The 4,373-nt window shown below is 50.8% G+C and carries 4 protein-coding genes; 1 reads left to right on the forward strand and 3 read right to left on the reverse strand.

All coding sequences use genetic code 11. The features are described from left to right. Positions 1-165: 165 nt before the first annotated feature. Positions 166-1,764 (forward strand): gamma-glutamyltransferase family protein, encoded by a 1,599-nt coding sequence (locus tag H6F80_RS00975; protein ID WP_199296294.1) that lies wholly within the window; start codon positions 166-168, stop codon positions 1,762-1,764. Between the two features lie 27 nt (positions 1,765-1,791). Here the strand turns inward: H6F80_RS00975 and H6F80_RS00980 are convergent, their stop codons facing one another. The 3 genes from H6F80_RS00980 to H6F80_RS00990 all read right to left on the reverse strand — a co-directional run bounded on the left by H6F80_RS00980 (position 1,792) and on the right by H6F80_RS00990 (position 3,919). Then, a complete protein-coding gene (locus H6F80_RS00980) occupies positions 1,792-2,178 on the reverse strand; it encodes a hypothetical protein (RefSeq protein ID WP_190789754.1) in 387 nt (128 codons plus the stop codon). 272 nt (positions 2,179-2,450) lie between these two features. Then, on the reverse strand, positions 2,451-2,834 hold the full coding sequence (locus tag H6F80_RS00985) for a hypothetical protein (protein WP_190789755.1): 384 nt from the start codon (positions 2,832-2,834) through the stop codon (positions 2,451-2,453). A 101-nt stretch (positions 2,835-2,935) separates the two neighbouring features. Next, the gene (locus H6F80_RS00990) at positions 2,936-3,919 is read right to left on the reverse strand and encodes an endonuclease/exonuclease/phosphatase family protein (protein WP_190789756.1); all 984 of its coding nucleotides are present in this window, start codon (positions 3,917-3,919) and stop codon (positions 2,936-2,938) included. Positions 3,920-4,373 lie beyond the last annotated feature (454 nt).

Consider the following 4,373-nt stretch of genomic DNA (forward strand, 5'->3'; position numbering starts at 1 on the left):
GGTATCTATTGGGAGCAGGATGTTGAGCAATGCGAAACAGTTTCCACTTCAGGATAATTAGCTTATGTTTCGTCTGTTCTATTTTCCTTTGCTCATCCTACTGTGCCCCGCCCTTGATCAGCGTTCACTGACACTTCTTTTGTTTCTCCCCAATGATTCCAGCCAATGATTCCAGCAATCAATCTAACTGAATATCCCTATGCTTCGGGTCGGCGAGTCGTGATGGGCTGCAACTATGCGGCAGCAACTAGTCAACCGCTTGCGGCTTTAGCAGGCATGGAAATGTTTTGGGCAGGCGGTAATGCGATCGATGCGGCAATTGCAATGGCGATTGCTCTCACCGTTGTAGAGCCGACTTCTAACGGCATTGGTTCAGATGCGTTTGCGCTGGTGTGGGATGGACAGCTTCACGGGCTGAATGCGTCGGGCAGAAGTTCGCAAAATCTGACGATCGATCGCTTTGAGGGCATGACGCAAGTGCCGGATTTGGGGTGGTTGTCTGTCACCGTGCCGGGAGCGGTTTCTGCCTGGAGAACGCTGTGGGAAAAGTGGGGCAAACTGCCGTTTGAGCAGTTATTCGCGCCTGCAATTCGCTACGCCGAATCGGGTTTTCCTGTGTCCCCGGAAACTGCCCGTGCCTGGAAATGGACCGAGTCGCTGTTTGCCCACGCAACCGAACCGGAATTTCAGTGGTTTAAGCAGATGTTTTTACCCCAAGGACGATCGCCCCGTGCCGGAGAAATTTGGGGCAGTGCGGCACATGCAGAAACGCTGCGCGACATTGCAGCCACCGGGGGCGAAAGCTTTTATCGCGGGAAGCTGGCTGAGCGAATTGCGGCATTTGCTTCCGATACGGGCGGCTTGCTTACGCAGGAGGATTTGTCGCAGCATCGCGCAGATTGGGTGCAGCCTATTTCCACAGATTACCGGGGAATAACGCTGTGGGAAATTCCGCCCAACGGACAGGGAATCGCCGCGCTGATGGCGTTGAATATTCTGGAAGGATTTGATTTATCAAAACAGCCCCGCGACTCGGTAGACAGTTTCCACTGGCAAATCGAATCGATGAAGCTAGCCTTTGCCGATGTGCATCAGCACGTCAGCGACATTGAAACTATGCAGGTGCAGCCGCAGGACTTGCTGGATAAAACCTATGCGGCGCGGCGACGTCAGTTGATCGGCGATCGTGCCCTATTTGCCAGCGCTGATCTGCCTAAGGGTGGCACGGTGTATCTGGCAGCTGCCGATCAGGATTTCATGGTGTCGTTTATTCAGTCGAACTACATGGGCTTTGGCAGCGGCATTCTAGTTCCCGAAACGGGCATCGCGCTGCACAATCGCGGCAGAGGCTTTACCCTTCAGCCCGGACACGCAAATCAGGCTGCCCCCGGGAAGCGTCCGTTTCACACGATCATTCCCGGTTTTCTAACGCAGGGCAATCAGCCGATCGGTCCGATGGGCGTGATGGGGGCGCACATGCAGCCACAGGGACATCTGCAAATGATGGTCAACCTGAGAGACTATGGCATGAATCCGCAGGCTGCCCTCGATGCCCCGCGCTGGCAGTTCACAAACGGCAAAACGGTGTGGCTAGAACAGACCGTAGCCCGATCGATTGCTCTGGGATTAACCGATCGAGGGCATGACATTCGCCTGACCGCAGAAGGCCGAAGTTTCGGCAAAGGACAAATGATTGTGCAGCAAAATGGTGTGCTAATTGCTGCTTCTGAACCCAGAGCAGACGGATTGGCACTAGCGGGATGAAGCGGGCGGGACGGATTGCGGTGATGCCTAGGGAACGGGTTGCGGTGATGCCTGGGGGAATCTTGCTTCGACTGCTTTGAGGCGATCGTCGATGGCTTTTACCTGCTCACCTAGCTCGATCACCAGTGTGGCAAGGCGATCGAACTGGGCAGAATTCGTCTGGGCTTGGGAAGGAGGAGCAATGCGAGGAGCCGATGTCACCGGGGCACGGCTGACGCTCCCGCCTATCTGAGCCTGAAGCTGACTCACCTGAAGCCGCAGGGCAGCCACCTCTGAGGAAAGCTGATTCAGCCGAAAATCCGACAGTCCAAATTGTGCCGGGGCGGGCGATTGCCACAGCAGGGTCAACAGTGCTGCAAGGATACTGATCACCCCAACAAAAGTCCACTTCTTTTGCGGTAATTTCTTTTTCATTGTCCTGGTTCTAAGTCTTGTTCTGTAGAGCAGGCATTGCCCAATAAGAGCCACAGGTGAAAAACTAGAAATTAGAAAAACTAGAGATTAAAAAAACTGAAGATTAGAGTGCAACTATAGCAAGCCTGCACAACCCAGGACATCTCTCTGTTGTAAGGTACTGTTGCAAAGCACTGTTGTAAGGCAATCGAATAAAACACAGCGTTAAATAAAAACACAGCGTTACGGGTAAATTCAGAATTAAGTAACCTGTGCCCAACTGCAAAAAATCTTCAATCGATCGACTGACCATCCCGCCTGCCCAGCTCATACACGCCGCAGCCAATACAGGCCAGAATGCCCACACTGATCGCCCAACTGCGACCTAAGCTCAGCTCCATCAGCCAGTTACAAATTCCGCCTGCGCCCAAAAACGGCACAATACTCAGCAGTGATGCATAAAAGGCATTCTGGGATTCGCGTCCTTTACGGGTGCGCTCGTATTCAGCCGAGGTGTAGAGCGATCGATCGGCAAAGTTCATCCATCGGGTCAACTGCTCCATTACCCATTCGCCCACCGGAAAGAAGCCTAGATAAAGAGCCAGCGACCAGAGCGCAATTCCAGTTAAAAGGACAGTATCGAGACGAATCGGAAATGGCAGCAGATCTGACAGCATGGCTAAATCAATCTTGATAAACAGCAATCAATCCGGCAAATTTCTTTATGAGTTGTAATTATCTTAGCTCGATCGCTGCGATCCCCCGCTCAAAATCTGCTTTAATTTCGCAGTTCGATCTGCGCGACCACCTGACCATGATCCGACTTCCAGACCTCTACAGGATGATCCATTAAACTTTTATCCATCAAATGATCATTCAGCACCGAGACATATTTGACGTGCCCGATGTGCCTGGGATTTTGCAGCATAAACTCCTGACTCACCAAAATATGGTCCAAACTTTCATAGTGGGCATCGTGTATATGCGTGTAATAAAAGTCGCCGCGAGTCTGTCTTGCCTGAATCTCTTTTGCAGAATAAAGCAGCACATCCCACACGGCCTCTTTATACTCATGCTGCCAGTCAGGGTCGGGGGGGTCTCCTGAGATCAGGCGCGATGTCACTGCTCGATCGCCATCATTAATGTCGCCCATCAAAATGACCGGATGCCGAGTTTTTTGCAGGACTTCAACCAGCAGCACCCGCAATGCAATCGCCTCAGCTGCTCGCTGAATTAGGGCACGGGTTTGTCCTTTCACAATTTCGATCGGATCATGCCGATCTTTTCCTTCTGAAATCACAGGACGCTTCGACTTGAGATGCACCACGATGACGGTACAAACCAGGGAATTGGTAATTGCAACCTCAGCCTGAATTACCGGACGCGCGAAGCGATCGAGCGGAATCAGTATGTCTTCTAAATCAAATCTTGCAGCCGCCGGAAAGCGATCGATGACTTCGTATCGAAGGACGGGAAACCGAGAAACCAGTGCAACTCTTGGCTTTTCTCCGTTAGGATCGCCTGTGATCAGCGCTGCACCTTCGTAAGTTGGTATTCCTGTCAGGACTTCTTCTAAGGCCTCCTGATGAAACACCTCTTGAAATCCTACGATGTCTGCCTGCATCCGGTTGAGCTGTGCCGCAATCCATTGCTTTTTCCGCTCATATTCGGCGATGCTATAGCGACGGTTTTCGTAATAAGGAATGTTGGGCAGTAGCAGATTATAGAGATTAAAGGTTCCAACGCGAAAAGAATGACGCATGGGGTGGCTTCAGGCAGGTTCACTAGAGATTACTATAGCGAACAAATAAAGCTCATACCGAATCCACGCACCGGGTCTTATTCGATTTATCTGATTGAGCTTCAGTTCTAATAGGACGACCCCCAGCTACTCGCTAACCGGGGGCACTTCGTTTTTACAATCACTTGTTGTGCGTGAATTATGGCAATTCGATCGCCAGAAGACAATCTCACCAAAGAGAGAAAGATTGTTCAACCTACAGCGAATTAGCATGAAAAAACCATATATCGGTATACGTTCCAAAAGCATTCCAACATTATTTCAAAATCATTGGATAACGATCATTCCTGCTTCTACTTCATCAAACGTAATCTGCCCCTTTGGATAGTTGGTACTTCTTTCAGCATTCTTTAGCATCAAAACGCAGCCAAATTCCCCTCAGCGTGGTTTATTGCATGATTGTGGTTTTGAAAGT

The organism is Leptolyngbya sp. FACHB-711, from assembly GCF_014695615.1.
Classification (GTDB): Bacteria; Cyanobacteriota; Cyanobacteriia; order Elainellales; family Elainellaceae; genus Leptolyngbya_A.